Source organism: Tersicoccus phoenicis (assembly GCF_001968835.1).
Lineage (GTDB): Bacteria > Actinomycetota > Actinomycetes > Actinomycetales > Micrococcaceae > Tersicoccus > Tersicoccus phoenicis.
In genome coordinates this window covers 67,406-92,389 of the sequence record NZ_MRDE01000017.1, presented here as the reverse complement: position 1 = coordinate 92,389, position 24,984 = coordinate 67,406, and the positions used below count along the sequence as shown (strand labels likewise).

General features: G+C 67.9%; 28 protein-coding genes. 13 read left to right on the top strand and 15 right to left on the bottom strand.

Features of this window, described 5'->3' with window-relative positions; all coding sequences use genetic code 11:
- Positions 1-46 precede the first annotated feature (46 nt).
- From BKD30_RS15770 to BKD30_RS04135, 4 genes are all read left to right on the top strand, one after another.
- Positions 47-235: a hypothetical protein gene (locus BKD30_RS15770; RefSeq protein WP_143588048.1), complete on the top strand. Its 189-nt coding sequence runs from the start codon at positions 47-49 to the stop codon at positions 233-235.
- On the top strand, positions 225-617 hold the full coding sequence (locus tag BKD30_RS04145) for a hypothetical protein (protein ID WP_076702418.1): 393 nt from the start codon (positions 225-227) through the stop codon (positions 615-617). The genes BKD30_RS15770 and BKD30_RS04145 overlap by 11 nt, the downstream gene beginning before the upstream one ends.
- Positions 618-1,509: 892 nt before the next feature.
- A complete protein-coding gene (locus BKD30_RS16060; RefSeq protein WP_076702415.1) occupies positions 1,510-1,932 on the top strand; it encodes an HNH endonuclease in 423 nt (140 codons plus the stop codon).
- A gap of 19 nt (positions 1,933-1,951) precedes the next feature.
- Positions 1,952-2,740, top strand: coding sequence for a hypothetical protein (locus tag BKD30_RS04135; RefSeq protein WP_076702411.1), 789 nt, complete (start codon positions 1,952-1,954; stop codon positions 2,738-2,740).
- Positions 2,741-2,962: 222 nt separating this feature from the next.
- Here the strand turns inward: BKD30_RS04135 and BKD30_RS16055 are convergent, their stop codons facing one another.
- Positions 2,963-3,112 (bottom strand): hypothetical protein, encoded by a 150-nt coding sequence (locus BKD30_RS16055; protein ID WP_159440538.1) that lies wholly within the window; start codon positions 3,110-3,112, stop codon positions 2,963-2,965.
- A gap of 39 nt (positions 3,113-3,151) precedes the next feature.
- On the opposite strand from BKD30_RS16055, the gene BKD30_RS04130 reads away from it, so the two are divergent.
- From BKD30_RS04130 to BKD30_RS04120, 3 genes are all read left to right on the top strand, one after another.
- Positions 3,152-3,406 (top strand): hypothetical protein, encoded by a 255-nt coding sequence (locus tag BKD30_RS04130; RefSeq protein WP_143588047.1) that lies wholly within the window; start codon positions 3,152-3,154, stop codon positions 3,404-3,406.
- Between the two features lie 161 nt (positions 3,407-3,567).
- Positions 3,568-4,152 carry a recombinase family protein gene (locus BKD30_RS04125; RefSeq protein ID WP_076702405.1) on the top strand — a complete coding sequence of 195 codons (585 nt, stop codon included), beginning with the start codon at positions 3,568-3,570 and terminating at the stop codon, positions 4,150-4,152.
- Between the two features lie 30 nt (positions 4,153-4,182).
- Positions 4,183-4,458 carry a hypothetical protein gene (locus BKD30_RS04120; protein WP_143588046.1) on the top strand — a complete coding sequence of 92 codons (276 nt, stop codon included), beginning with the start codon at positions 4,183-4,185 and terminating at the stop codon, positions 4,456-4,458.
- 112 nt (positions 4,459-4,570) lie between these two features.
- On the opposite strand, the gene BKD30_RS04115 is transcribed toward BKD30_RS04120, so the two are convergent.
- The 6 genes from BKD30_RS04115 to BKD30_RS04090 form a co-directional block, all read right to left on the bottom strand.
- Complete coding sequence (locus BKD30_RS04115) at positions 4,571-4,867, bottom strand: hypothetical protein (RefSeq protein WP_143588045.1); 297 nt, start codon at positions 4,865-4,867, stop codon at positions 4,571-4,573.
- Positions 4,868-4,869: 2 nt separating this feature from the next.
- Positions 4,870-5,067 carry a helix-turn-helix transcriptional regulator gene (locus BKD30_RS04110; protein WP_218189249.1) on the bottom strand — a complete coding sequence of 66 codons (198 nt, stop codon included), beginning with the start codon at positions 5,065-5,067 and terminating at the stop codon, positions 4,870-4,872.
- Positions 5,046-6,353, bottom strand: coding sequence for a CpaF family protein (locus tag BKD30_RS04105; protein WP_083955997.1), 1,308 nt, complete (start codon positions 6,351-6,353; stop codon positions 5,046-5,048). Before BKD30_RS04105 ends, BKD30_RS04110 begins: the two co-directional genes overlap by 22 nt.
- A 269-nt stretch (positions 6,354-6,622) precedes the next feature.
- Complete coding sequence (locus BKD30_RS04100; RefSeq protein ID WP_076702397.1) at positions 6,623-6,949, bottom strand: helix-turn-helix domain-containing protein; 327 nt, start codon at positions 6,947-6,949, stop codon at positions 6,623-6,625.
- A gap of 489 nt (positions 6,950-7,438) precedes the next feature.
- On the bottom strand, positions 7,439-8,665 hold the full coding sequence (locus BKD30_RS04095) for an MFS transporter (RefSeq protein WP_076702394.1): 1,227 nt from the start codon (positions 8,663-8,665) through the stop codon (positions 7,439-7,441).
- Positions 8,658-8,942, bottom strand: coding sequence for a hypothetical protein (locus BKD30_RS04090; RefSeq protein ID WP_076702390.1), 285 nt, complete (start codon positions 8,940-8,942; stop codon positions 8,658-8,660). Before BKD30_RS04090 ends, BKD30_RS04095 begins: the two co-directional genes overlap by 8 nt.
- Before the next feature lie 206 nt (positions 8,943-9,148).
- Here BKD30_RS04090 and BKD30_RS04085 point away from each other — a divergent pair, with 206 nt between their 5' ends.
- Entirely contained in the window at positions 9,149-10,201 is a 1,053-nt protein-coding gene (locus BKD30_RS04085; RefSeq protein ID WP_076702387.1) for a S66 family peptidase, read from the top strand.
- A gap of 46 nt (positions 10,202-10,247) precedes the next feature.
- On the opposite strand, the gene BKD30_RS16050 is transcribed toward BKD30_RS04085, so the two are convergent.
- On the bottom strand, positions 10,248-10,391 hold the full coding sequence (locus BKD30_RS16050; protein ID WP_159440536.1) for a hypothetical protein: 144 nt from the start codon (positions 10,389-10,391) through the stop codon (positions 10,248-10,250).
- Between the two features lie 408 nt (positions 10,392-10,799).
- Between BKD30_RS16050 and BKD30_RS04080 the strand changes: the two genes are divergently transcribed.
- The gene (locus tag BKD30_RS04080) at positions 10,800-12,788 is read left to right on the top strand and encodes a GH25 family lysozyme (protein ID WP_076702383.1); all 1,989 of its coding nucleotides are present in this window, start codon (positions 10,800-10,802) and stop codon (positions 12,786-12,788) included.
- A 51-nt stretch (positions 12,789-12,839) separates the two neighbouring features.
- Positions 12,840-14,933 (top strand): DUF6541 family protein, encoded by a 2,094-nt coding sequence (locus BKD30_RS04075; protein ID WP_328586890.1) that lies wholly within the window; start codon positions 12,840-12,842, stop codon positions 14,931-14,933.
- 65 nt (positions 14,934-14,998) lie between these two features.
- On the opposite strand, the gene BKD30_RS04070 is transcribed toward BKD30_RS04075, so the two are convergent.
- Positions 14,999-15,367, bottom strand: a complete 369-nt coding sequence (locus BKD30_RS04070) for a DUF2304 domain-containing protein (protein WP_076702377.1) — start codon at positions 15,365-15,367, stop codon at positions 14,999-15,001.
- 4 nt (positions 15,368-15,371) lie between these two features.
- Positions 15,372-16,037 (bottom strand): glycosyltransferase family 2 protein, encoded by a 666-nt coding sequence (locus BKD30_RS04065; protein WP_235861436.1) that lies wholly within the window; start codon positions 16,035-16,037, stop codon positions 15,372-15,374.
- Positions 16,038-16,165: 128 nt separating this feature from the next.
- Here BKD30_RS04065 and BKD30_RS04060 point away from each other — a divergent pair, with 128 nt between their 5' ends.
- On the top strand, positions 16,166-17,653 hold the full coding sequence (locus tag BKD30_RS04060) for a lipopolysaccharide biosynthesis protein (protein WP_143588044.1): 1,488 nt from the start codon (positions 16,166-16,168) through the stop codon (positions 17,651-17,653).
- Here BKD30_RS04060 and BKD30_RS04055 read toward each other — a convergent pair.
- Entirely contained in the window at positions 17,629-18,747 is a 1,119-nt protein-coding gene (locus tag BKD30_RS04055) for a glycosyltransferase (RefSeq protein ID WP_076702492.1), read from the bottom strand. The genes BKD30_RS04060 and BKD30_RS04055 overlap by 25 nt on opposite strands.
- An 80-nt stretch (positions 18,748-18,827) precedes the next feature.
- Here BKD30_RS04055 and BKD30_RS04050 point away from each other — a divergent pair, with 80 nt between their 5' ends.
- Positions 18,828-19,991, top strand: coding sequence for a glycosyltransferase (locus tag BKD30_RS04050; protein WP_076702371.1), 1,164 nt, complete (start codon positions 18,828-18,830; stop codon positions 19,989-19,991).
- Between the two features lie 27 nt (positions 19,992-20,018).
- On the top strand, positions 20,019-21,083 hold the full coding sequence (wecB, locus tag BKD30_RS04045; protein WP_076702369.1) for a non-hydrolyzing UDP-N-acetylglucosamine 2-epimerase: 1,065 nt from the start codon (positions 20,019-20,021) through the stop codon (positions 21,081-21,083).
- A 29-nt stretch (positions 21,084-21,112) separates the two neighbouring features.
- On the opposite strand, the gene BKD30_RS04040 is transcribed toward wecB, so the two are convergent.
- Genes BKD30_RS04040 through BKD30_RS04025 form a run of 4 tightly spaced genes read right to left on the bottom strand, consistent with a single transcriptional unit; the run spans position 21,113 to position 24,952 of the window.
- Positions 21,113-22,276 carry a glycosyltransferase family 4 protein gene (locus tag BKD30_RS04040; protein ID WP_076702366.1) on the bottom strand — a complete coding sequence of 388 codons (1,164 nt, stop codon included), beginning with the start codon at positions 22,274-22,276 and terminating at the stop codon, positions 21,113-21,115.
- Positions 22,273-23,268 (bottom strand): Gfo/Idh/MocA family protein, encoded by a 996-nt coding sequence (locus BKD30_RS04035; RefSeq protein WP_076702363.1) that lies wholly within the window; start codon positions 23,266-23,268, stop codon positions 22,273-22,275. Before BKD30_RS04035 ends, BKD30_RS04040 begins: the two co-directional genes overlap by 4 nt.
- Positions 23,268-24,359, bottom strand: a complete 1,092-nt coding sequence (locus BKD30_RS04030) for a DegT/DnrJ/EryC1/StrS family aminotransferase (RefSeq protein WP_076702360.1) — start codon at positions 24,357-24,359, stop codon at positions 23,268-23,270. Before BKD30_RS04030 ends, BKD30_RS04035 begins: the two co-directional genes overlap by 1 nt.
- Positions 24,356-24,952 carry an acyltransferase gene (locus tag BKD30_RS04025; RefSeq protein WP_143588043.1) on the bottom strand — a complete coding sequence of 199 codons (597 nt, stop codon included), beginning with the start codon at positions 24,950-24,952 and terminating at the stop codon, positions 24,356-24,358. Before BKD30_RS04025 ends, BKD30_RS04030 begins: the two co-directional genes overlap by 4 nt.
- Between the last annotated feature and the right edge of the window lie 32 nt (positions 24,953-24,984).

Sequence of the window (24,984 nt, the reverse complement as noted above, 5' to 3'; positions counted from 1 at the left end):
GTCGCCATGTTCCTCCGCCCCATCCGGGCGAGTCAGGGAACACGCCTTGCCTACCAGCAACACCAAGAACCAAGACGCCCCCGAGGCGTTCACCCTCGTTGCGGACAGCACCGCCGAACTCTCACGGCTCCTGACCGAACACCGCGACCACCCCGCCGTGCGAGCGGGACTCGACCATCTCGGCGCATTCGGACGCCGCAGCCTCACCGGGCAGGTGAGCCGCCATGCTGCCTGACACCCTCGCATGGTCCGAGCAGGCGAAGGCCGCCCACGACGGCGACGCCGAGACGCTGGCCGTAGTCAGCAGCCTTGCCCGCTGGTCCACCGGCCTCGCCGCCCACAGCTACGCGTCGCACCGGGACGTCACCCGTGAGACCGGCATCCCCGCACCCCGGACGCTCGCCGTCCTGCGGACACTCCGACACACCGGCTGGACCGGTCAGCCCGTCACCACGGGCACCCTGCACTACGGGCGGCGGCTCACGATCCCGGCACCCCCGGACGCTGGGAACGGTCACGCCAGTAGTGGGGTAGGGTCCACCGAAATCGCGGGCATGGGCGACCGGCTCGAATCCGGCGCGGATGCTGGGGAAACCTGCGCTCCGCTTGCTGCATGAGCCCGTCTTTTACAACGTCAATCACACCGGTCGTTCCGCTGGCTCGGAAGCCCCGCCGGGGACGCCCGCGACTAGCCGACTGGTGCGACGTGACTGGTTGCTCAGAACCTCACTATGCCAAGGGCAAGTGCCGCCGCCACTGGGAACAGGGATGGCGGGCACAGCCTAAGTGCCGGACGCCGGGTTGCCGTGCCAACGACGCTGGGCACGGTCGATGCCGACCACACGAGCGCGACGCCCTGACGGCAATGCGTCTACAGACAGTCACGCGAGCGCTCGACCGGCTCGCGGAAACTGTCGTGCCGGACTGGAACTCGGGGTGCTGGATCGCCACGGAAACGGACGGCGCCGGGTACGGAGTGATTCGTCCGGGCCGCCAGTGGTGGTACGCCCACCGCTTCACCTACGTGTGGTTCTACGGCGGTCACGGTCACCGGCTCCAATTGGACCATATCGAGAATCGGTCCCTTTGCTGTCGGCCGGACCATCTATGGAGCGTCACAGCAACGCAGAACCAAGCTCTGCGGGACCGGCGGGCATACGCCGGCGACCTTCCCTGGTGGCGAGACGCAGCCGGTATCCCCGTACCGGATGCGCTGGCGACGTGGGCAATCGAGAAGGGACTTCCCATCGGGAAGATGCCCGGATTCGACGCAGCGACTATCGCGCAAGCTCAACCAATCGAGCCGCCGCCAACACTGGTGACGCTGCAAGACAGGAGGGACACGAAATGCCAGGAGGGCGACCGAAACGGTCTTGCAGCGTGGACGGATGCAACAACCCCCGAGACGCTCAGGGCTTGTGCCTAAAGCATCGAATGCGGCTGCGGCGCACCGGCTCCACTGAGCTACTGCCGCAGCCCAGTCGACGCCGCGATCCCGTAGAGCTGTTCATGCAGTACGTCGAGGCCGACTGGCAGAGCGGGCGCGGTTGCTGGCTTTGGAGTGGTATGAAGTTGCGCGGACGGGGAAGGTTCAAGAACGGCGGTAAGGGCTATCAGGCCGCCCGCTTTGCCTTCGAGTTCATCGGAGGGCAGACGATCCCGGAAGGCATGGACGTTGATCATGTGATGTGCCCCGACGTGTCCTGCGTGCGTCCGGCGCATTTGCAACTCGCCACGCGAAGCGACAATCTCCGGCTCCATCACGCCCGCAGGAAATACACCCCGCCCGAAGGAATGGAACTAGTGCCACCGCAGAAAGCGCACAGCATGCGGGAGCTATTCGTGGCCATGGAATATGACCTTCCAACCATCTTTCACCATCCCGGAGCTTCGCAACTAGTCGAAGTTCCATTCATCAGCAACACCAAGTAACACCCCGAGAGGAAACACGATGACTGATAACACGACCATCACCACCGCCGCCGAACTCGAAGCCGCACAAGAGACGCATGCCGCCGCCGTCGCCACCCTCACCGAGGCACGCGGAGAACTCGCCCGCGTGCGTGCCCGCGCTGCCGCGCTGCAAGCCCAGGTGGACGCAGGGGACGCCAGCTTTGACGTGGACGAAATGGTCCGCTCAGGCGCGACGATCAAGGGCGCAGAACTCCGAGAGGAGGCAGCCGCCAACGCTGTCAACGGTGCCGCACAGCGAGTCACACGCGCCAAGGCCGCGCACATGGCGGCGCAGATCGACGGTGGCACGCTTGCGGGCGTCATCACCCGTGAGGCTGTCGAGGCTGAAATCACCCGCATCGGTGAAGAGGCGGGGGCGCAGCTCCGCGCGCTCAACGTCCGCATCGAAGCGAGCAACGCCGTTTTCGACGGGCTGGTCGATGAGGCGTTCACCGCGCACCCGACCTATGCCGAGCACGTCCGACTGGAAACGCTGGGCGGCTCGCCCCTGCCGACGTGGGAGACCACTCGGCGGCGCTTCGGAACGCAAAACGTGGAGGCGGTCCGAACCAACGACGGGTCCGTGATCCACAACATTCCCGAGCATTCGATGGAGTACGTCAAGCGAGCAGGCGAGGCGGTCGAGGACCGTCGCCGTCAGGCGCTCATCGACGCTGACAACGAAGCCCGCCGAGCGGAGCGTCAGGCGCAGGCCGAATGGGACCGCCAGCAGCGGGAGCATGTACGCGCCGTGATGTTCTCAGCGCCGCTCCGTCAAGGACGCTGACCGCTTCAGCAGTACCGGGGCCAGTCGTGCAAGCGCACGGCTGGCCCTTTGCTGTCTCTAAGGCAGCCGCCGTCAACTTTGGTTGACTGTGGAACCCGTACGTCGCGGAGAAAGCTATCTACTAGCGGGGCGGGATTGGCCGGCTGAGGGGAGTCCTCCCCGCCGGGGGTGCTGCTGGGACGCGCCACACGGCCGCCTGCCGCCCGTTCGCTGCCGCCCCCACTACGTGCCGCTGATCCGTCCCGCCAGGCGCTCCCAGCGGCTCTCGCTCCTGCCGCCGCTGCTGCCCTGCTCCTGCCGCTGCCGCTGCCGCTGCTCGCTGCTCGCTGTTGCTGCTGCCCTGCTGCTCCTGCTGCTGTTGTTGCCCTCCACGCCAACGCCTACGCTCGGCCCATGACTATGAGAGTTCTGGTGACCGTGCTTGACGTGCTCGGCTTCATCGTTCCTGTCTCGGCGGCGGTGACTGCCTACTTCAACGTGAAGAAGACGACGCAGACCTTTAAGAGCGAGGAGACGACCTGGGGGGATATGGAGGAGTTCGGGAAGCGTCTGCCCGGCCTTATGCGCGATCGACTTGCCGCCGTGAAGTGGCCCGCGATCGTCGCAGTGTTCGGTGTCGCATGCTCGACCGCCGCGAGCATCCTCTCCACGTGGTGCCTGAGCTAGACGACTGACTGTCGCTCAACCGACGACTCATAAGACACCCGACCGACACACGGCGAGCACCACGGAATCACGGGAGATATTGTGTCTTGCAACGTGTAACGCAACCTGATACCTTCGATCACGAGATCAAACAGTCTTGCGAGACACACAGGAGAACAGTCATGGCGGCAAAGGTCATCGGATATGCGCGAGTCAGCACGAGCGGACAGGACTCCGATAGGCAGGTGGCGGACCTGCGAGCGGCAGGCGTGCGCGCCGATGACATGTACGTGGACAGCGGAGTGTCAGGAGCCAAGGCGAAGCGGCCCGAACTCGACCGCGCTATGTCCGCGCTCGAAGCTGGGGACACCCTCGTCATCACCACGCTCGACCGGCTCGGCCGATCCACAGTCAACATGCTGGAACTCTCGCGGCAGCTCGATGAGCGCGGCGTCAACCTAAGGGTGCTCAACCTCGGCGGCGAGGCCGTAGACACCCGAACCCCCATGGGACGCATGGTTTTTACTGTCATGGCGGCGCTGGCCGAAATGGAGTGGGAAGTCAAGAGCGAGCGCAATCGGGACAGCGTGACGAAGCGCCGTGCCAAGGGTGCCGACCTCGGCGGGCGACGCGAGCAGTGGACCGATCAGGAGGTGCGGCGAGCGCGGGGACGCATCGCGGACGGCGAGTCCGCAACCGCCGTCGCCCGTGCGTTCGGGATGAGTCGAGCCACGCTCTACCGTCGCATCGGCGCGCTAGCCGACTGACGCGCCCCTCCGAGCTGTACCCTCGGCGGCATGGATATCCGAGATACCAGCGAAGTGATCGAACTACTGGACCGCGTTGCCGAGGCAGACGAAACGTGGCGCGTCGAGACGTTCCGCATGCATCGACGGAATAAGGCTGGCGACCACCAAGACGTGACCGTGGAGATACTGGATCGCGGGCCGACCTTCTCGCCCCGGTATTCCGTGTCGGCGGATTCCTCGGACGGAAAGAAGTGCTCCGGCAATTCTGGCGACGACCTCACGCAGACAATCAGCTTGGTCCACTGGTACCAACTCGACAGGTGACCACTGACCAACGACAGCGGCCCCGGCTCCACGAAGGAACCGGGGCCGCTGTCTATGCTGGTGCGCTCACCACTTACCGAACTCGTCGGGCCAGCCGTGGACGCCCGTGGGGTCACCCTTCGCGGGCGTCGTCTTTCATCTGTGCGGTCAGCGACTCCACCAACTGCCGTGCGACGTGATCGAGGTTCGATGCCTCATGCTCATTCGACGGCTGGTCGATCTGAGCGGGGGTGTGGTCTTGGGACGCCGAGTAGTTCTTCCCGGCCGAGGTGACGTGAACACGGAACCGGTGTTTACTCCATCCGCCGAACTCGCCCTCGTCGGAGACGAGTTCGACCAGTGCTCCGGGGAAGACGTCGTGAACCTGACTCTCGACACGCTGACAAATCCACTGCTGGTGTTCTTCCATGCTCATGCCGCCTCCTGTTGTTGTTTGAGCCACGCCTCGACCTCGGACCTCTTGTACCGGATGACGTTACCCGGGAGCCGGTAGAACGGTGGGCCGGACTTGATGTGCCGACTGAACCACTCGTGCCGGACGCCGAGGAAGTCCGCCACCTGCTGGCGGGTGAGCATCGCCTCGCCCATCACGCAGCTACGCCCAAGCACTCCATGTCCACCAAGAGCGAGCGCACATCCACCAGCACGCCGCCGTCCTCCGCCCGCGCGAACTGCCACCGCAGATCGCCCACGGTCAGCGGCTCGCGCAACTCCAGCTGCTCCAAGTCGCCAAGCACGCCAACCTCAGCGAACACCTGCACCGGCACGTCGTCGGCCATGTCCGCGAGCGCGGCGACCCACTCGGCCACCGGGGCGAACCCGTGAAGCCATGACCGTTCGCACACTGTGACCGACCGGACTACGCCGGCCGGCTCCACGACGGCATAGCAGCCCAGGGCTGGCGTCAGGCTGCAATCTTCCACATGCTCCACGGTGAGACCTCCAAGTCGTACCGACTCCAGCCCCTCGCTGGCGTTTAACGCCCCTGAGCGTAACCCGGCGAACCCGGGCAGTCCGGCGTTCAGCGCGATCAGCATGTCCAGTGCCTCCGCCTCCCGCACCTCACCAACGATCAGCCGGTCCGGTCGCATCCGCAGCGCTTCCTTGACCAGCCGCCGCAGGGGGATCTCCCCGGTGCCCTCGAGGTTCTCCTGCCGGCACTGCATGCCGACGACGTCGCGCAGCGGCAGGTGCAGTTCGAACACCTCCTCGACGGTGATCACCCGTTCGCGCGGGCCGATCGCCGCGCCGAGACAGTTCAGCAACGTCGTCTTGCCCGCCTGCGTAGCACCGGAGACGAGGATGTTCAGGCCCGCCCCGACGGCAGTGGCGAGGAACCGCGCCGCCGACGGAGACAGGGAACCCAGCTCCACCAGGTGCTCGAGCCGCCGCGCCCGGACGACGAACTTACGGATGTTCACGGACCAGTGCCGCCGGGTGACATCGGGGATCACCACGTGCAACCGGGAGCCGTCCGGCAGCGCCGCGTCCACGAACGGGCTGGAGAGGTCGAGCCGCCGGCCGGAGGAGGCGAGCATCCGTTCGACCAGGTCCCGCACCTGCTGGTCGGTCAGGGAGAGGGACGTCAACTCGGACTCGCCGCCCCGGGCCACGTACACCTCGCGGGGCGAGTTGATCCAGATCTCCTCGATGCCGGGGTCGTCCAGGAGCGGCTGGAGGGGACCGAACCCGGCGACGGCGTCGAAGACCTGACGCTGGGCCGCGGACAGGGCACCGAGCGGCGGCAGCGAGGTGACGAGGGCACGCTCGGAGTAGTCGTTGACCGCGGCGTCGACGAGCAGGCGCACCTCGGGGCCCTGCCGGGCCGGATCCAGACCGCGCAGCCGGATGAGCTCGCGGACCTCCCCCTCGACGATCTGAACAGCGTCCGTCATCGGACCCCCCGTATTCACGCGGAGCCCCCCACAGGCTTCCGCGACGACCCGCCGTCACCGGTCGTGGGCACAGCGTAACCGCCGGGATGTGAGGTGCACCACCCTCGGTCGCCAGCCTGTGGACAACTGTCGGGGCGCGGAGCGACACCGCGACGGCGCGAACGGGTCCCGGAACGCACCGAACTGTTGCCCCGATCTGCTCGGGAGCTGCTCGAACGGATTCCGCTGTGAGTCGCTACTTCCCTCGGATGTCCGCTTTCGCCGCTGGGTCAGGCGGTCGCGCGCTGCTCGACGACCGTCCCGTCCTGCTCGACGTGGACCACGAGGACGCCCGCACGCGCCAGGCGCTGCAATGTCGCGACCGACGGCGTCACGTCGCCGCGCTCCAGCCGGGCCACTTGCGGCTGCTTCCAGCCGAGCAGCGCGGCGAACTGTGACTGGGTCAGGCCCCGCTGGGCCCGCTGTGCGACGACGGCGACGCTCACCGCGTTCGCCAGCGCCAGGCGATCGACCTCGGCGACGTAGGCGGGGTCCGCGGCGCGGCGCTCCCCCACGACGCTGTCGTGGCTCTTCAGCTCCGAGACCTTCATCGTCATCACTCCTCCATCTGACCGAGCCGGCGTTCGGCCTCTCGACACGCTCTCGCGAAGCCCCGCTTGTCGGATTCGGCCTCGGGCGCGTATGCCCGACGACAAAGACGTCGCCGAACTGCCGGTACAAGGGCCTCGTCACGCTCCTGCCGCCCCGGGGCCTGAGCTCCCGAAGCTTCTTCGACCCCTCCACGTTGCTACTGTGCGGGTACGGGAGATTCGGTCCCAGCCCCCTCAGCTTCTCCACCGCGTTGTCGACGGCGGCGGCCTCTCTCGCGCTGAGCGCGTGGTACTCGGCCTCGGCTCCGGGGTGGTCCTTCACTTCCCACACGAATCATATGATAACAGTCGTGTTATATCCAGTGGTGGAGCGCGGGTCGCTGGTGGCAATTCGGCGCGGCGCTGTCCGGCTCACCGCGGGGCACACGCAGGTGTAGGTCCTCGCCGTCTCGCAGTTGGCGGTTGTGACCCATGGTCGTTGTCGACCTCCTCAAGTCAGGGCGTCCGACTTCTGTGGCCGAGCAGCCAGAGCGATACCGGCACCACCACGGCGTACACGCAGCCCGCGACCAGCAGCGCTACCCGGGTGTCCGCGGCCCCCAGGAGCGCCGCTCCGCCGAATGCGAGGGCCGAGCCGAGCTTGGAGACGATGGACCACCAGGCGTAGACCCGTCCGAGCCACCGGTCGGGCACCACGGCGGAGACCCGCGCGTCCGCGACGACGTCCTCCGGACCGAACGCGACTCCCCACAGCAGCCAGGCGAGGGCGAGGACCTCCCACGCCGGCACGGCGACGCTGAGGACGACCAGGAGACCGTAGACGAGGTTCGCCACGACCAGGATGACGCGCAGGCTGTATCGCTTCCAGTCGGCGATGCCGGCGAACCACAGACCGGCCAGCGCGCCCACGCTGTAGACCGCGATCGCGTAACCGTAGGCACCCGGCGGGGCGTGGTCGAGGCCGTCGAGGTAGGGGACGGCGACCACCGTCGCGAGCCCGACGAGGAACGACCCGGTCAGGGCCGAGACGAAGGCCAGCCGGGCGTCCCGCGGCACTCGGCCGACGACGCGCCAGTCGAGGCGTCGCGTTTCCCGTCGCTCGCTCCGCTCCAAGAACTCCGGCGCGGGTGACCGCTGCCGGCCAGGGTAGAGGACGATCAGCGCGATGACGAACGCAGCCACGTTCACGCCCAGCGCGAGCTGAATCCCCCCGGCACCGAACAGGAACCCGCCCAGGGCGGGGCCGACGAGGGCGGAGAGCGTCTTGCCGGTCTTGCGTGCCGCGGCCAGCGACTGGAGGTCGTGCCGGTAGGCGGTCCTCAGGCTCGCCTCGGCCGCGGGGTTGTCGAAGGAGCCACTGGCCCCGACCAGGATGCCGAGCAGGGCGAACACCACTGCCTCATCCTGCGGGACGAGCATCAGCGCCACCACCAGTAGCGCCCGCACCACGTAGCTGACCAGCAGGATCCGACGGCGGTCCCACCGGTCGGCCACCGCGCCGCCAAGGGCCGCGAAGGCGGACGCGAACAGCAGCCGGCCGAGGAACGTCCCGGCCAGGGCGACGAGGTCGTTGCTCACGGCGTAGACGCCGAGCGGGATGACGATGAAGGTCGATCCGTCGCCCAGCTCCGAGACGAGGAAGGCCGCCAGCAGCCGTCTACTCTTCGGGCTGCGGAACGGCTCCAGCAGCCGCGCGGCCCGACCCTGCTGTTGTTCACTCACGGTGTGCCCGCACGCGCGTCGTCATTCCGGCGCCGCCAACGGGATCGGTGAACGCGATCGGCTTGCCGGCGGCGCGGGCATAGGCGATCTCCCTGCGTGTGGACTCGCCGATGTACCCGCCGGGATTGACGACCAGAACACGGTCAGCCAGGTCGATCTTGCGCAGGTGCAGAGCGTCCAGCGCGGTCTTCTGCTCGTCAGTGATCGACACGTCCGCTTCCCCTGGCGCGACGACGATGACTCCCGCGAAGGTCAGATCACGGTTCGCCGCGCGCATCTCGTCCACGAACCGAGTAGAGCCACAGATGCAGACGATCTCAGGCCGGTCGGGAACGGCTCGATCCTCCAGTCCAACGGAAGAGTTCACGCTGCCATTCTTCTCCACCGCAAGCCCGTGCCCACCGCCCAGGTCGGGTCCGGCGAGAACGACCCGCAAGCGGAAGTTCCGAAAGAAACATCGCCGATCTGCCCATACTTGGACGCATGACAACACGACCGCTCGTCGCCGTGTCGAAGGCGGCAGCCGGTGATCGGGTGGCGGTACTGTCGCCCGCATTCGCCGCTCCGTCCGTCTCCGAGGCTGTGCACGAGCAGGCGATGCGTCGGCTGCAGGAAGCCACGGGCCTGGTCCCGGTGGAGTACCCGACGACCCGCCTGCGCGGTGCCAGTGCGCAGGCGCGTGCCGCCGACATCAACGCGGCCTTCGCGGACCCGTCGGTCCGGGCGGTGCTGGCAACCGTGGGCGGTGACGACCAGGTGACAGTCATCCGGCACATCGACGCCGGGTTGGTTGGCGCGAACCCGAAGCCGTTCCTCGGATACAGCGACAACACGAACCTGCACAACTTCCTGTGGGGCCTCGGCGTCCCGAGCTACTACGGCGGCTCGACCCAGGTGCACCTCGGCGCCGGTCCCCACATGGACGAAGTACACCGGGTGTCGCTGCAAGCCGCACTGCTGGACGGCGGCGTCCTCGAACTGACCGACCCCGGTGAGTCCGAGGACGTCGGCGTCGAATGGACAGACCCGAGAGCGCTCGTCGAGTTCGGCGTCCGGGAGCCGACCGAACCGTGGGCGTGGGCCGGCCCGTCCGCGGTGGCCGAGGGCCGGACATGGGGCGGATGCCTCGAGGTCATCGAACAGATCGCCCTGGCCGGTCGGATGCCGGCAACAGATGACCTGGTCGGGGCGGTCCTGCTGCTGGAGACCAGCGAGGAAGTCCCGACGACGGAACAGGTGCGGCGGTGGGTGCGGGCCCTCGGCGAAAGGGGCGTGCTCGGATCGGTCACCGGCGTGCTGGCCGCACGTCCCCCGGTCAGCCAGCTCGGATCACCTGCCCCCGCCGCAGAGGAGCGCGCACGGATGCGCGCTGACCAGCGTGACGTGATCATCGAGCAGGTCAGCCGGTACAACCCCGACGCCGTGGTCTGCGTCGGCGTCCCCTTCGGCCACACCCGGCCGCAGTGGATCGTTCCCCACGGCGGCACCATCCGCCTCGACGGCCGCACCAGGACGGTCGTGGCGGACTACAGCTGACCCCCGGTCAGCCACCGGCCGTCGGCCCGTCGGATGACCGAGAGGTTCAGTCGATCGCCTCGTCCCAGGCGGCATCGATCTCGGCCTGCTCTACCTCGTCGACGCGCTGGAGGGCGAGCGCGGCAATCTCGCGCTCGTCGGCGTCGCGGCTCTTGCCCGCCTCGATGTCATCACCCAGCTTCCGGATCATGCTTCCCGTCTACGGTGGCGCGCCCGTCGAGCCGCCCCACGGGCTCCCACAGCCTTCCCGTGACGACCCGTCGTCACCGACGCGTGACCGCCCGGTGTGGCCGGACCACCACCGGGCGCGGCGCCTTCTGGACAACTTCGAGGTCGCGCTGTGGCTTACGCGTGCCCCGCGGCGGCCGATAGGGGGAGTCGGGACTGCCGAGACGGCCGTGACCGATCCGTCATCACGATCGCGTCGTCAGCCCCACCCGAAACACCGTCGTGACTCGATCCCAGGCCCCGGCCCGAGCGATCGAGACCGGCACGCCGTGAGCATCGGGGGGTGTACACGGCGGGACCAGCCCTCATCGGGAATCCGGTGAGCCCAACCACGCCCGACCCCGCGGGCGCCATCGCGGAGACACCTTTCATGACACCTCACGCACGTGACGCACAGATCCGCGACAGCGGACACCACCTCGACTCGACGACACGACGCCCGTCCCGGGCGCTCACCCGCGCTCTCACGGCGGCGACTGCCCTCGCCCTGGTCGTCGGCCCCGGCGCCGGAGCCGCCATCGCGGCACCGGTCTCCCCGACCGCGCCGGACGGCACGCCCTCCTCGGGCACTCCCTGGACCGCGGCCGCGGCGCTGCCGACACAGCAGCTCAGCCCGGCCGCGCCGGCCGCGCCCGCGCGCAGCTCGGCTCCGGGCACCACCCTGCCCCAGCAGTCCGCCCCACTGACCGAGGCCCAGCGGGCCGCCACGGTTGTCACCAAGGGCACCGATCTGGCCGCACTGAAGAAGGAGCAGGGCGCCAACGGCGCCTTCCTGGGACAGAGCGTCAAGGGCCGCGCCTCCGGCGGCGGCCCGGCCCGCACCCAGTCCGGGACGAACTCGAACACCGCCGGGAAGTCGATTCTCAGCTACACCATCCCGTCCGGCGGCGTGCTCGGCATGGACGTCAGCGGCTGGCAGCAGAACGTGAACTGGTCCACCGCCTGGAACCAGGGGTCCCGCTTCGCCTACGTCAAGTCCTCCGAGGGCAACGCCAAGATCAACGACTACTTCGGCCAGCAGTACAACGGTGCGGCTGCGATGGGCATGATCCGTGGGGCATACCACTTCGCCCTGCCCGGGGTCACCTCCGGCGCCAGCCAGGCGGACGCGTTCATCGCCAGCGGCGGTGGCTGGTCCGGCGACGGCAAGACCCTTCCCCCGCTGCTGGACGTCGAGTACAACCCGTACTCCGCCATCGCCGGCGGCAACGTCTGCTTCGGGCTGAGCGGCCCGCAGATGGTGTCCTGGATCAAGGACTTCTCCAACCGGATGCAGGCGCGCACGGGTCGCGCTCCCGCGATCTACACGACCACGGACTGGTGGAGCAAGTGCACGGGCAACAGCACCGCCTTCGGTGACAACCCGCTGCACCTGGCCGCGTACTCCTCCTGGGTCGGCCCGATGCCGGCCAGCTGGTCGACCTTCAGCATCTGGCAGTTCTCCTCCACCGGCCCCTTCGTCGGGGACTCCAACCAGTGGAACGGCTCCTACGCCCAACTGCAGACCTTCGCTCGCGGCGCAGTCGTGCCGCCGGTGCCGCCCGCCGTGGTCAAGCCCGCGCCGGCGCCGAAGCCGAAGCCGGCTCCCAGCGGGCCGTCGATCAAGTCGGCCGCCGACGTCGTCGCCGCCGACAGTGGTGGCACCCTGTGGAACTACCCGGCCGTCGACGGCAAGACCGCCCTCAGTGGGCGTTACCGGATCGGCTCAGGGTGGGCTAGCGCGCGTTCGGTCACGGTGATCGACTGGAACAACGATGGCTACTTCGATCTGCTCGCGCAGTGGCGCAGCGGCATCGTTACCATGTACACCGGTAAGCCGACCGGTGGATTCAACACCCCGCGGATCCTGTTCACCGGTGGCATGGCCGGTGCCCAATTGACGGTGGGCTACTGGATCGCCAGCAGCGCCAGTCCGCAGATCCTGTCCCGGAACACGGACGGCACCGTCACCCTGTGGAGGTACACGGACGGCGGGTACGTCTACAACGCGGGAACCATCGGGCGGGGCTGGAACGGCCTGGACATGACCATGGTCGATTTCGACGGCGACGGTTACCAGGACATCCTGGCCCGTCGAGGAAACGGCGACTTGGCGCTGTACCGCGGCAACGGGCGAGGCTCCTTCGTCGGCGAGGCTCGACGCGTCGTCGGATGGGGCTGGAACGCGATTACCGCCCTGTCGATCACGAGCGGGTTCGCCACCGATGGCAGCACCGGCATCAACGCTCGCCGTACCGACGGCACCCTCCAGCATTACCCGCTGAGTGGCAGGGGCGGCTGGGGCACTCGCACACAGATCGGCAACGGAGGCTGGAACCCCATGCTGATCGCTGGTGGGGAGACCATCCGGGCAAACTGACCCGGCGATCGGGGATGGGCCGGTGTGACACGTTCACACCGGCCCATTCTCATGTTGGCGACGGTTGATCGTCGTGCGGTGTCGCCCACATTGTCATGCCTCGCGACCGTGCACGGTAGTCTCGATGGGCCGTTGTCCTCCACAGAAAGTCAGTGCGATATGACCTGGATCGACGCTACGCCGCCCTTACTCGGGAGCATCGTCATACTTCTCCTTCCGGGCATCGTCGTCGGCTTGGCCAGTGGAGCGCGACCATGGTTGGCCATCGGCGCCGCACCAGTGCTCAGTGCCGGAGTTCTCGGGGTCGGCGCGATGACGACACAGATGGTGTCGCTTCCCTGGTCCCTGAGCAGCGCAGCACTGGTATCCGTAGTCGCTGCAGTTCTGTGTCTCGCGACCAGGCTGGCGGTGCTTCGTCTGCGACCTACTCGGGTTGACGACACGGTCGGCACCAGTCTCCCGGTTGATCGACGGAGTGTAGCGGCGACAATCATCGGCGTGCTGGTGGGCGGCGGCATCGTGGGTTTCCGCTTGACCCAGATGTTCATCGCGCCCGAAAATGTGTCGCAGACTCCGGACAATCTGTTCCACCAGAACGCCCTGCGGGTGATCGAGGAGACGGGCCGCGCATCCTCCCTCACCCTGGGTAACCTCGACCCCACAGCGACGGGCATCTCGTTTTATCCGGGCGTCTGGCACGACATGACGGCGCTCATCATGAGTACGTTCGGGCTCTCGACCGCGGTCGCGTCGAACCTGATGTCCATCGTGATCGGCGCCGTGTTCTGGCCACTCTCCATCGTGCTCCTGCTGCGCGTCTTTTTCGGACGCAACATGCTGCTGATGGTGGCGGGCGGTCTCCTCAGCGCCTTCTTCGGCATCTTCCCCTATGTGCCTCTGTTTTTCGGCGTTCTGTACCCGAACTACCTGGCGATGGCGCTCTTGCCCGCGCTACTGGCTCTCATAGCCGCTGCCCTCGGCGTCTCCCGAGACCTGGACTCGCCTCTACCCGCTCGGTTACTGCTCGGTGCAATCGCATCCGTGGGGACCTTTCTGGCTCATCCCTCCATCGGTTTGTTGGCAATGGCGGCGAGTTGTCCGCTGCTGATCTTCTGGTCCGTCCGCGTCACCCGCACGTCTCGCTTGCGGTGGCGGGTGGCCGTCCCCACGGTGGTCGGGGTGAGTTATGTGGCGATTGTCTGCCTTCTGTGGGCTCGTCTCCGGCCGTCCGCCGCAGCGTCGGGGTGGAAGCCCTTTCAGACGGTCGCGCAGGCCGTCGGCGAGGCCGTCAGTTCCGCCCCGGTCGGTCGGCCGTTTCCCACGGCGCTGACGATCCTCACCGTGCTGGGCATCTGGTTCCTACTACGTCGACGCGACGCACCGGCGATCAGCTTGGTGGTGATCTGCGCCCTCACGATGTGGTTCTACGTTGTCTCCGCGTCGTGGCGGCCCGATTCGGTGCGGGACGCCATCACGCGCGTTTGGTACAACGACTCGTTCCGTACGGGTCCGCAGATCGCCGCAGTGGTCGCCCCGGTCGCGGCTTACGGACTCGCGGTTATCCTCATGCTTCTAGCTCGTTCTGTCTGTCGCGCGACCGGGCGGCTGCGTCGGCCGGTTCGCCAACTCAGCGCCACCGCGCTCGTCATCGTGTCCGCCGTTGCGGTCACGGCCTGGGGGCAGGACTACTCGGTGTCGTACGGGCAGATCATCGGTCAGGGCAATTACCGATTCAACGATCACTCGCCCCTGCTGAACACCGATGAGGCGCAAGTGGTTTCCCGCCTGAACAAAACCGTGGCGCCAAACTCAGTGATCGCCAACGTGCCCGGCGACGGCAGCGGCCTGATCTACGCGATGACAGGGCAACGGACTGTGCTGATGACCGCACAAGCGACCCCCACAGGGGACGCGAAGCAGATCTACGACCGTCTCGGCAACGTCCAGAGCGATCCGAGTGTCTGTCGAGCGGTCGACGCGACACGGATACGGTACGTCGCCGCTTTCGGCTCCGAGGTCAATCTCATGCGGCACGACTATGCGGGGTTCCGGGGCCTGGAGAACAATCCGGGTGTGACCTTGGTCGACTCCGCTGGCCAAGCGCGTCTCTACCGCATCACCGCATGTGACGAGTCGGCCAGTTGAACCTCGTTCAACCGTCGTGCGCCCGCCCCTGCGGGTTGAACGACGGACCTGAGACTGACCCAGCGTCAGCGGTCGATGGTGCCGTGTTCGGCGAACTCCTCGGGCGTCACGACCTCATCGATCGCGATTCGACGCGCGAGTTGCGTGACCGTTGACTCCATGTGCCGGAACCGTTGGAAGCTCGTCGCCATGTACACCAGGAAGCTGACGATCAGTGCGTAGAGCACCAGGTCGGTGCCGCGACCGATACCCAGCAGGCGCGCCAGCCGGGTGAGCAGTTCTGGGAATACCACCGACAACGCCGCCACGAGGGCGAAGACCATCAAAAAGATGCGCCGGATGGCGAGATGACGGGCGTTGATGCCGCCGCGCATCAGCGCGACTGACATCCCGACCACCGCAAGGACGAGAACTAGCTGGACGAGGATCTGCACGATGTCACCTGAAGAATAGATCGGCGAGGATGTTGACCGAGTTGAGGAGAGACTGTCCCTTGGCCTTGGAGTAGTCGGTGTAAACGATCTCCACCGGCTGTTCCTCCCACCGCACACCCATGGCGGCCACCTGGTGGATGAGCTCGGACGCGTGCGCCATCCGGTTCTGTTGAAGGTTCAGCCGGCGCGCCGCCACGGCAGCGAAGGCCCGCAATCCGTTGTGGGCGTCCGTCAGATCCATACCAGTGCTCATCCGTGACTGGATGGCGGCGGTGCGCAGCACGATACGCTTGGGCGTGGACAGCTTAGTGCGCTTGTCCAGGAACCGCGAGCCGAGGACGACGTCGACCTCACCGCTGCGGATCCGATCTGCCATCCTCCGGGCGTCCTGCACTCGGTGCTGACCGTCGGCGTCAAACGTGATGACGCAATCCAACTCAGGATCCTGAGCTGCGTAGCTGATGCCGGTCTGAAGCGCGGCGCCCTGACCGAGATTGACCGGGTGCTTGACCACGACGGCACCTGCGCTGCCCGCCACGCGCACCGAGTCGTCCGAACTCCCGTCGTCGACGCAGACGACGAACGGAAAATGCTCATGCAGACCCTCAATGACCCTGCCGACCACCGATCCCTCGTTGTACATCGGGATGACGATCCAAGTCCGGCTCACTGCCCAAGTATCCCACAGCGGGGATCGACGACATCGCACCCACCCGGCGGCGCTGCCACATGGCAACGGTCGGTACGGTTGCCATAAGGCTGGCGAGCACGAGCACCACGCCACAGTACACTCGATGGGTGCCCACGCTGTACCGCCGTACCGACGTGTCTCGATCGAGCATCCGGGCTATGCCGTCCCGATGGATGTACGGGCTGCTCGGAAGTTTCTCGCAGGGGCTCACCCGCTTCCTGTACAGCGTGCTCATCGGTCGCTTCCTCGGGGCGGCCGACTTGGCGAACATCAATTCGGCGATCAGTCTCGCACTGTTCCTCAGCCTCCTGTGGCCGACGTCCGCGGGGCAGGCCGCCACCCGCTTCGTCGCCCAGTTGCGGGGCGAGCAGCGACCCGACCAGGCGCAGGCGGTCGCGAATCACCTCGGCGTCAGAATGCTCGGCGTGTCGGTGCCGCTCGCGGCGCTCAGCGTCGGAATCTCGATCACCGTTCTGCATCTGGACGTCGCCACCGCGTCGTGTGCCGGCCTACTGTTGCTCGGTTACGCGGGCTGGTCGTTCACCCGAGGCGTGCAGTACGGGGCGGGGCAGATTGTGCGATCCGCCCTGTGGGATGTCGCCGGATCCCTCGCTGCCTTGGTCATGCTGGCGGCGGTCCTTATCGCCGGGCTACAACCTTTCCTGCTCCTGCCGTTGGCGCTCAGCTACGGCCTCTACGCCGTCGTCTGCTGGCCGGCACCGTCCACCGCCGTCGTCGACACCGCGCTGCTGTCGTCGATCAACGCGTTCGTGCGGTACGGCGTGCTGGGTACGCTCTCCAGCGCCGGGATGCTGCAGTTGTCCATGCTCGCCGCGAATATGGCGGGAACCGGAGTGCAGGCAGGCATGTATGCGGCAGCGCTGAGCTTGGCGACTCCGGCCACCATGCTCGCCCGAACGGGCAGTCAGGTGCTCTTCCCTGCTATGGCCGAAGCGGGCGGCCGCAACGACGCTCAGACGATGCGGCACCAGACCGACGCGGTGACCCGCGCTCTGGTCGTTGCCATGCCCGCCGTCTTCGGCGGCCTCGCGCTGGCCAGTCCGCTCCTCATCGATGTCCTGTACGGCCAACGCTTCGCCGGCGCGCAAGATATTCTTCCGGTCCTGTTGATCGCCGTCATGTTCACAACAATCCCCGTAGCGGCAGTCAACCGCTTGAACGCGACCGGGATCAGGGGTGCGCGGTTCGTCTCGATCGTCGCGGCTTGCGGCCTCCTCGTGGCCTTCGCGCTATGGCTGGTCTTCGGGCCCGTCGCCGGAGTGCTTGGTGTAGCTCTGGGGTATCTCGTGGCGACGTCCGCAACGTCGCTCGTCATGGTCATCCGGTGTTGGCGCATGGAGCATCACCAGTGGACGGGTGTCGTGCTCCGCTTCACCGTGAGCTTGCTCCTGTTGGCGAGCGGTGTCATCTTCACCAATGTCGCCGATCCGCCCCACTGGGTCGGGATCGTTCTGTCGGTCAGCTTCGTCGGCGTGTGGACACTGGTCAATTTCCGCGAAATCCGGACGCTGCGTGCGGCACGACCTCGGCCCACGACGCCCACCGGCGTTCAGCGTTCCGCTGCCTCACGGTAGATCGCGTGCAGTTCGTCGCAGCTGCCCCGCAGACTGCGGTCGCGGCGGACGAACCGAACGGCATCACGACGCAGTTCCTCCCGCACGCCGGACTGCATCGTCAGGACCTGAGTGACCGCATCGGCCAGCTGACCGACTGACCCTTCATCCACCTGCTGACCACTGAGCGGGTCCGTCATCTCCGGCAGGCCTCCGCTGCGGGTCGTGACGATCGGGGTCCCACACGCCTGCGCTTCGAGAGCCACCAGTCCCGCCGACTCGCCGCGCCCGTCAACAGTCCGGCTCGGCACCACTTGCAGGGTTGCACGTTGCATCCACGCACGGACGTCACGCCGATCTGCGGTACCGACGACCCTGATGTGTGGGTGCAGCCGAGCGACATCGTCGATCCGGGATCGGAACGGGCCGTCTCCGATGACGACCAACTCGTGGTCATGCTGGGTCTGCACCGTCTCCGACGCGGCCAGAAGATCAACAATGCCCTTCTGCTCGTTGAGTGCTCCAACGAAGAGCACGACCGGGCGTCCGCCAGTCGATCCTTCTGGACTGGGCTGGAAGAACTCGGTGTCCACTCCCTGGTAGTGGACCTGTAGGCGGGCGGAGTCGAAACCGGCGCGGAGCGCATGGTCTGCCAGGTAGGTGCTCACGGCGAGCGTCCGCGTCCCGTACCGGGCGACGAGATCCACGTTGCGGGAGTGCCAGCGGCCCATGGCTCCCCGAGCCGGGCGCAGCCGGGCGAAGACGTCCGCCCCATGCAGGGTGGTCACGAGCGGAACGCCTAGTAGCCGCCGGGCCGCGCGCACCGCAGGCCAAGACCAGGTAGCGAAGTGCTGATGGACCACGTCCGGCCGCCAGGCGACGACAGCGTGGACCATGGCTGGCATGAAGAACGGGATCAACCACTCCCGCTGGGCGAATGGGGCGCTATGGAAGGGCACCATCTCGGTGACGGGTACGTCGACATGCGGATCGGTGACCTCGGCGGCCAGCGTGAAGACCCGCCAGTCCAGCTCATCGCGCATGCGTTCTGCGTGCGCCACGGCGAAGTAGGTAGGTGGCACCAGCAACGTGCTCTTCGTCAGTGCGACCCGCATAGGAGTGAGCCTACCGTTCCCCGCTGAGTAGACTTGGTGTGCCCCGTTCCCCCCGTCGACGCGAAAGGCCCTCACGGCCCATGCCTCGCATTCTGTGCATCTCCTTCTCCGACATTCGTGCCGATTCGCGGGTGTTGCGTCAGGTCGGAGTGCTCGCGGAGTTCGGTGAGGTGACCACGCTCTCCTACGGCGACCGGCCTGACGCCGCGACAGAACACCTGCGGATCGACGAGTCGCTGCCGTCGCTGCCGCAGACGCCGAGCGGCGTCTTCCGCCTCCTTCTACGCCGGTATGCATCCCTCGAATTGACCGCGCCGGCTGTTGCCGCCGCCCACCGTTTGGCGCAATGCGAACAATTCGACTTGATCGTCGCCAACGAGGCCCGTGCCGTGCCGTTGGCGCTGCGGCTGTCGGCCGAGCTGGGGAAGGTGCCCGTTTGGGGCGACCTGCACGAGTGGGCGCCTGAGGAACGCGTCCACGTCCTTTCGTGGCGGCTGCTGATCAAGCCGTTCATGACCGACGTCTGCCGCCGGTACCTGCCGCGTCTGGACGCGGTGACCGCCGTCAACGAGCCGATCGCCCAGCTGTACCGGGAGCGGTTCGGCATCGCTTGCGACGTCGTGCGCAACGCCGCCCCCTACCAGGCCCTCACCCCGTCCGCGCCCGCGCAGGACATCCGGCTCGTGCACAGCGGCGGCGCGGTGCCTGGGCGCAATCTCGAGGGCACCATCGACGCCGCCATCGCCCTCGGCGAGGGCTACACGCTCGACCTCTACCTCGTGAAGGCGCGCGACGGCGGCAAGTACTGGACCGAGCTGAAGGAACGGGCCTCCGCCTCGGACCGGATCACCTTCCACGACGCCGTCGCCCCCGCGGATTTGGCCCGCACCCTGAACCAGTACGACATCGGCATCTTCAGCCTGCCGCCGCGCACCGTCAATCACCGGTTCATGCTGCCCAACAAGTTCTTCGACTTTGTCCAGGCTCGGCTCGCCGTGGTGTTCGGCCCCTCCCCCGTCACCACCGAACTGATCGAGGAGCACGGGCTCGGCGCGGTGGCCGAGGACTTCTCCACGGAGAGCCTCGTCCGCACCGTCCGCGGCCTGAGCCGCGAGCAGATCAGGGCAGGTAAGCAGCACGCCGACGAGGCGGCGCACGAGCTGTCCTCGGAACGCGAGGAGGAGGTCGAGCGCACGATCCTGCGCCGCCTGCTGCCCGCGACGTCCGACCCCGCCCAGGCATGAAAACAAGGCGTGAAACCGGAAGGAACCATGAAGATCCTCAGCGTCGTCGGCGCTCGCCCCCAGTTCGTCAAGCTCGCCCCCATCGCCCGGGCTATGGAGGGACGAGCGGAACACGTGATCGTGCACACCGGTCAGCACTACGACGAGCTGATGAGCGACGTCTTCTTCCGCGACCTCGGCATCCCCGAGCCGGACGAGAACCTCGCCGTCGGCTCCGGTAAGCACGGCGCCCAGACCGGAGCCATGCTCGCCGGCCTTGAGGGCCTGTTCGAGAAGCACGCGCCCGACGTCGTCCTCGTCTACGGCGACACCAACTCGACGCTCGCCGCCGCGATCGCCGCCGTGAAGATCCACCTCCCGGTCGCGCACCTGGAGGCCGGCCTGCGGTCCTTCAACCGGCGGATGCCCGAGGAGCACAACCGGGTACTCACCGACCACGCGGCCGACCTGCTGCTCGCCCCCACGCAGGTGGCCGTCGACCACCTGGCCTCGGAGGGCCTGGGCGAGCGCACCGTGCTCGTCGGAGACGTCATGACCGACGTGCTGTTCGCCGTCCGAGACCGGCTCGACGCCTCCCCACTGCCCCTGCTGGAGGGACTCCTGGAGGGCGAGTACTACGTCGCCACCATCCACCGGCCTGACAACACCGACGACGCCGCCCGGCTGCGGGCCGTCGTCGAGAACCTGGCGAGCCTGAGCAAGCCCGTCCTGCTGCTCGCCCACCCACGGCTGCGCAAACTCGCCGACCAGCACGGGATCGACCTCACGGCCGGGTCCATCACGGCGACGACGCCGCTGGCCTATCCGGCGCTCGTGGACGCGGTCCGGCGCAGCGCCGGCGTGGTCACCGACTCCGGTGGCCTGCAGAAGGAGGCGTTCCTGCTGCGGGTCCCGTGCACGACGATCCGCGCGGAGACGGAGTGGGTGGAGACGGTCGAGCTTGGCTGGAACGCCTTAGTCAGCGCGGACCTTAGCGTCTTGGCCAGCACCGTGGAGCGGCTTGCTCCGGCGCCGACCGACGCGACGCCCTACGGCGACGGCCACGCCGCCGAGCGCACGGTGGAGGCGTTGCTGGCACACGGCAGCCACTGACGCCGAAAGCGGCCCAGCCTTTCAGCGGGTCAGCGCAGGACGGCGAGCACCATGTCGGCGGCGAGCTCACCGGACGCGGCGAGCGAGGCGTTCTCCCGCACCCACGCCATCCGGTGCTCCCGCTGGGCCGGCGACGAGGAGGCGGTCAGCCGCTCCTCGATCGCGGCGGCGACGGCGTCGGGCGTGTGGTCGACGGCGTCGCCGAGCTCGTTGTCCGCCACCACGGCAGCACCGGCGCCCTTCCCGGCGAAGATCACCGGGGTCCCGCAGGCGGCCGCGGCGTAGATTTTGGTCGGCTTGGCGAAGTCGTACCCCTGGTCCGGCTTGATGCTGACCAACGCGGCACGCGCCCCGCTGATCCAGGCGGCCGCCTCGGCCGGCGGCACCACCCCGCCGAACACCACGTTCTGCGGGCAGAGGCGGGCGGCCAGTTCCCGCAGATGCACCTCGTCGGTGCCCTGACCGAAGAACCGCAGTTGCGCGCGAGGATGTCGGCGGGCGACGATCGCCATCGCCTTGACGAACACGTCCGCCCCCTGCCACTCGGACATGGTGCCGGTGTACACCACGTAGGGATCGCTCCCGGACACGGCGGGTGAAGCGGTCGGCCGGAAGACGTCCGTGTCGACGCCGTTGCCCACCACGGCGACCCGCTCGGGTGGGACCCCGAAGGCCCCGACCTGCTCGCCGACGACGTCGGAGACGGCGATGACCATCGCGGCGTGCCGTAGCACGCGCCCCTCCACGGCCCGCATGATCCCGATCACCGGAGCCGGGACGGTCATGGCGGCCAGAGCATCCGACCACACGTCCGCCGCGTAGTAGACGTACGGTCGGTGTCGCAGCCACGAGGTGAGCGCGACCACCGCCCCGGTCGTGGGCGGCGGCTCGGAGACGACGACGTCGGCGTCGGTGACCAGGAGTCTGAAGAACGCCGGGATGTCGTAGCTGAGGTACTGCACGTACCCCCGGACGTTGCCACCTCGGTCGCGCAGCACGGGCCAGCGGCGCACCCGTGCGGGCACGGCCGGGACGGGCAGTGCCCGCGGGGGTGTCGTCGTGAGCACCTGCACTCGTGCCCCGCGGCTGTCCAGCCCGTTCACCAGCGCCCGGAGCCGGAACGCAGCGGCGGCGACGTCCGGGACAAAGACCCGGCTGGCGACCACGACACGAGGGGCCGTGGTCGGCTTCACGAGGCGGTCAGCCTCTCGGTCTGCCTGGACGTCGCCGACGCGATCATCGCCTCGGCCACCCGCAGCGTGTCGAGGCCCTCGCGCATGGTCACGACGTTGTGCGCCTTCCCGAGGATCGCGTCCCGGAAGGCCTCGTGCTCCACCCGCAGCGGCTCGCGCTTGGCGATGGCCAGGCGGGTGACGTTGCCCTCGGAGACCCCGCGGAAGTTGGAGACTGCCTCCCACTCGGTCTTGACGGAGCCGTTCTCGTAGAAGGTCAGGTCGGCGGTGAGGGTGTCGGCGACGAAGGCGCCCCGCTCCCCCGTGACGACCGTGACGCGCTCCTTCATGGGTGAGAGCCAATTGACCAGGTGGCTGGTCATGATGCCGTTCTCGAGGGTGCCGACGGCGGCGACCATGTCTTCGTGCGGCCGGCCGGACTGGGTGGTGGTGCGCGCGCTGACCGAGGTGAACGGGGACTGCACGAGCCACGCGGTCAGGTCGATGTCGTGGGTGCCCAAGTCCTTGACGACGCCGACGTCGGCGATCCGGGCCGGGAACGGGCCCTGCCGCCGGGTGGCGATCTGGTACACCTGTCCCAGGTCGCCGGCCTCGATCCGGGCCTTCAGCGACTGCAGCGCCGGGTTGAAGCGTTCGATGTGCCCTACGGCGCCGACCAAGCCTCGTGAGTTGAAGGCCTCGACGAGTCGCTGCCCTGCGGGCACCGAGGAGGCGATGGGCTTCTCCACCAGCACGTGCACGCCGGCCTCGGCGAGGGCGAGCCCGACCTCCTCGTGCAGACCGGTGGGCACGGCGACCACGGCCATGTCGATCCCGGCGGCGATGAGGTCGTCGACTCCCCCGAGCAGCGGGAGCGTCCCGGCCGCACCGTGCGGGTCACCGTGGGCGTCGGCGACGGCGACCAGGTCGACGCCGTCGAGCTCGCGCAGGACGCGCGCGTGGTTGCGGCCCATCATGCCCAGGCCGATCAGACCGGCACGCAGGTTCGCCATCAGGCACCCGCCGTCGCGAGGGCGTTGACGGCGGTGACGATGCGGTCCAGGTCCTCCGCATCAAGCGACGGGTGCACCGGCAAGGAGAGCACCTGGTCCGCCGCGATCTCGGTGTTGGGCAGGTCCTCGGTCCGGTTGAAGGAGGGCAGCCGGTGGTTCGGCACCGGGTAGTACACGCCGGAGCCGATGTCGTACTGCTCGCGCAGGGCCTTCGCGAAGCCGTCCCGGTCCTCCGGCACCCGGATCGTGTACTGGTGGTACACGTGCACCGCACCGTCGGCGACGGCCGGGGTCGCCACGTTGCGCAGGTGCTCGGTCAGGAACGCGGCGTTGGCCTGCCGGGTCGCGGTCCAGCCCTCGACCTTGGTCAGTTGGACCCGGCCGATCGCGGCGTGCAGGTTGGTCATCCGGGCGTTGAAGCCGACGAGCTCGTTCTCGTACTGCTTCTCCATGCCCTGGTTGCGCAGCAGCCGCAGCCGACGCGCCACGTCCGCGTCCGCGGTGGAGACCATGCCACCCTCCCCCGACGTCATGTTCTTCGTCGGGTAGAGGCTGAACACGCCGAACGTGCCGAACGTGCCGACCTTCTGCCCGTGCAGGCTCGCGCCGTGCGCCTGGGCGGCGTCCTCGAACAGGGCGATCCCGTGCTTCTGCGCGAGTGCCTGGAACCGGTCCGCGGCGAACGGATGACCGTACAGGTGAACGGGCATGATGCCCTTCGTCTTGCCCGTGATCAGGGAGGCCACGTGGTCGACGTCGAGGCCGTAGTGGTCCAGCTCGATGTCGGCGAAGACCGGGGTGGCGCCGGTCAGGGCGACCGAGTTGCCGGTGGCGGCGAAGGTGAAGGAGGGGACGATGACCTCGTCACCGGGGCCGATGCCGGCGGCGAGCAGACCCAGGTGCAGGCCCGAGGTACCGGAATTGACGGCGACGGACGCCCGGCCGTCCAGCAGGACCTCGCTGAACTCCTGCTCGAAGGAAGCGACCTCCGCGCCCTGCGCCAGCATCCCGCTGGCCAGGACCGCGTCCACCGCGCGGCGCTCCTCCTCCCCCACGATGGGCCTGGCGGCGGGAATGAAGTCCTTACTCATGCGTTCTCCTCCGACTCGGTGAGCTCCTCACCGTTCTGCACGTACGTGTCCCCGGTCTGCGGGCACACCCACCGACCGTCCTGCTCACGCAGCGGGTGGCCGGCCTTGCCCACCCAGCCGATCCGGCGGGCCGGGACCCCGGCCATCAACGCGAACGCGGGCACGTCCTTGACCACCACGGCACCGGCGGCGATCGTCGCCCACCGGCCGATCGTCACGGGAGCCACGCACACGCTGCGCGCCCCGATCGAGGCCCCGTCCTGGATCGTCACGCCGACGGGCGTCCAGTCGTGGGCGCTCTTGAGCGACCCGTCCGGGCTGATCGAGCGCGGGTAGGTGTCGTTGGTCAGCACCACCGCGGGACCGATGAAGACACCCCGGCCCAGCACGGCCGGCTCGTACACCAGCGCATAGTTCTGGATCTTCGTGTTCTCCCCGATCGTCACGCCCGTGCCCACGTAGGCTCCGCGGCCGACGATGCAGTTCGCGCCGAGGACCGCGTCCTCGCGAACCTGGGCCAGGTGCCAGATCTTCGTCCCGTCCCCGAGCGTGGCACGCTCCGAGACATCGGCGCTCTCGACGACGTCAGCCATGTCCCTCTCCTCCCTCATGTGCTGAGTGTTCT

What these genes read in the sequence shown, in the direction of transcription:
- BKD30_RS04145 (WP_076702418.1), top strand. Translation starts at nt 225, where the DNA reads ATGCTGCCTGACACCCTCGCATGGTCCGAGCAGGCGAAGGCCGCCCAC.
- BKD30_RS16060 (WP_076702415.1), top strand. Translation starts at nt 1,510, where the DNA reads ATGCAGTACGTCGAGGCCGACTGGCAGAGCGGGCGCGGTTGCTGGCTT.
- BKD30_RS04135 (WP_076702411.1), top strand. Translation starts at nt 1,952, where the DNA reads ATGACTGATAACACGACCATCACCACCGCCGCCGAACTCGAAGCCGCA.
- BKD30_RS04125 (WP_076702405.1), top strand. Translation starts at nt 3,568, where the DNA reads ATGGCGGCAAAGGTCATCGGATATGCGCGAGTCAGCACGAGCGGACAG.
- BKD30_RS04120 (WP_143588046.1), top strand. Translation starts at nt 4,183, where the DNA reads ATGGATATCCGAGATACCAGCGAAGTGATCGAACTACTGGACCGCGTT.
- BKD30_RS04115 (WP_143588045.1), bottom strand. Translation starts at nt 4,867, where the DNA reads ATGGAAGAACACCAGCAGTGGATTTGTCAGCGTGTCGAGAGTCAGGTT.
- BKD30_RS04105 (WP_083955997.1), bottom strand. Translation starts at nt 6,353, where the DNA reads ATGACGGACGCTGTTCAGATCGTCGAGGGGGAGGTCCGCGAGCTCATC.
- BKD30_RS04100 (WP_076702397.1), bottom strand. Translation starts at nt 6,949, where the DNA reads ATGACGATGAAGGTCTCGGAGCTGAAGAGCCACGACAGCGTCGTGGGG.
- BKD30_RS04090 (WP_076702390.1), bottom strand. Translation starts at nt 8,942, where the DNA reads ATGCGCGCGGCGAACCGTGATCTGACCTTCGCGGGAGTCATCGTCGTC.
- BKD30_RS04085 (WP_076702387.1), top strand. Translation starts at nt 9,149, where the DNA reads ATGACAACACGACCGCTCGTCGCCGTGTCGAAGGCGGCAGCCGGTGAT.
- BKD30_RS16050 (WP_159440536.1), bottom strand. Translation starts at nt 10,391, where the DNA reads ATGATCCGGAAGCTGGGTGATGACATCGAGGCGGGCAAGAGCCGCGAC.
- BKD30_RS04080 (WP_076702383.1), top strand. Translation starts at nt 10,800, where the DNA reads ATGACACCTCACGCACGTGACGCACAGATCCGCGACAGCGGACACCAC.
- BKD30_RS04075 (WP_328586890.1), top strand. Translation starts at nt 12,840, where the DNA reads ATGTTGGCGACGGTTGATCGTCGTGCGGTGTCGCCCACATTGTCATGC.
- BKD30_RS04055 (WP_076702492.1), bottom strand. Translation starts at nt 18,747, where the DNA reads ATGCGGGTCGCACTGACGAAGAGCACGTTGCTGGTGCCACCTACCTAC.
- BKD30_RS04050 (WP_076702371.1), top strand. Translation starts at nt 18,828, where the DNA reads ATGCCTCGCATTCTGTGCATCTCCTTCTCCGACATTCGTGCCGATTCG.
- wecB (WP_076702369.1), top strand. Translation starts at nt 20,019, where the DNA reads ATGAAGATCCTCAGCGTCGTCGGCGCTCGCCCCCAGTTCGTCAAGCTC.
- BKD30_RS04035 (WP_076702363.1), bottom strand. Translation starts at nt 23,268, where the DNA reads ATGGCGAACCTGCGTGCCGGTCTGATCGGCCTGGGCATGATGGGCCGC.
- BKD30_RS04030 (WP_076702360.1), bottom strand. Translation starts at nt 24,359, where the DNA reads ATGAGTAAGGACTTCATTCCCGCCGCCAGGCCCATCGTGGGGGAGGAG.
- BKD30_RS04025 (WP_143588043.1), bottom strand. Translation starts at nt 24,952, where the DNA reads ATGGCTGACGTCGTCGAGAGCGCCGATGTCTCGGAGCGTGCCACGCTC.